This is a genomic window from Paenibacillus sp. 01T424 (assembly GCF_056398745.1).
Genome location: NZ_JBFTPZ010000129.1, coordinates 1 through 421, shown reverse-complemented (window position 1 = coordinate 421; position 421 = coordinate 1). Strand labels below are relative to the sequence as shown.

Genomic DNA, 421 nt, shown 5'->3' with positions numbered 1-421 from the left:
ACTGAATTCTCGGTGTTGTAGGACTTTTCACCGTTCTTTCAACAATTTCAGTCTGTGGTTTTTCTATAATTAAATCTTTCTTCGGCAATTCTTTGTAAGGAATTTTACCGAAATATTCATCAACCAGAACAATTGTTTCTTCAAAATCTAAATCTCCAACCAGAACGACTGCATAATTATTGGGAACATAGTATTCATCAAAATATTTATGAATCGCCTTCATAGAAGGATTTTTCAGATGTTCCGGATTTCCCAAAGTTGTTTGCTGCCCGTTTGGATGAGTCGGGAAAAGCGCATCCATCAATTCATAATTCACCAATCGCGAATCATTATCTTGTGCGCGGTTAAATTCTTCATAAACAGATTCCAGCTCGGTATGGAAAAGCCGCAGAACGATTTCCGAGAAACGCTCTTTTTCTAC

Annotated in this window: 1 protein-coding gene; it reads right to left on the bottom strand. The window is 37.3% G+C overall.

The annotated features are described in order from the left end of the window. Window positions 1-421: M16 family metallopeptidase (locus AC1DPK_RS34325; protein ID WP_477513035.1), on the bottom strand; the 421-nt coding region annotated here is incomplete at both ends.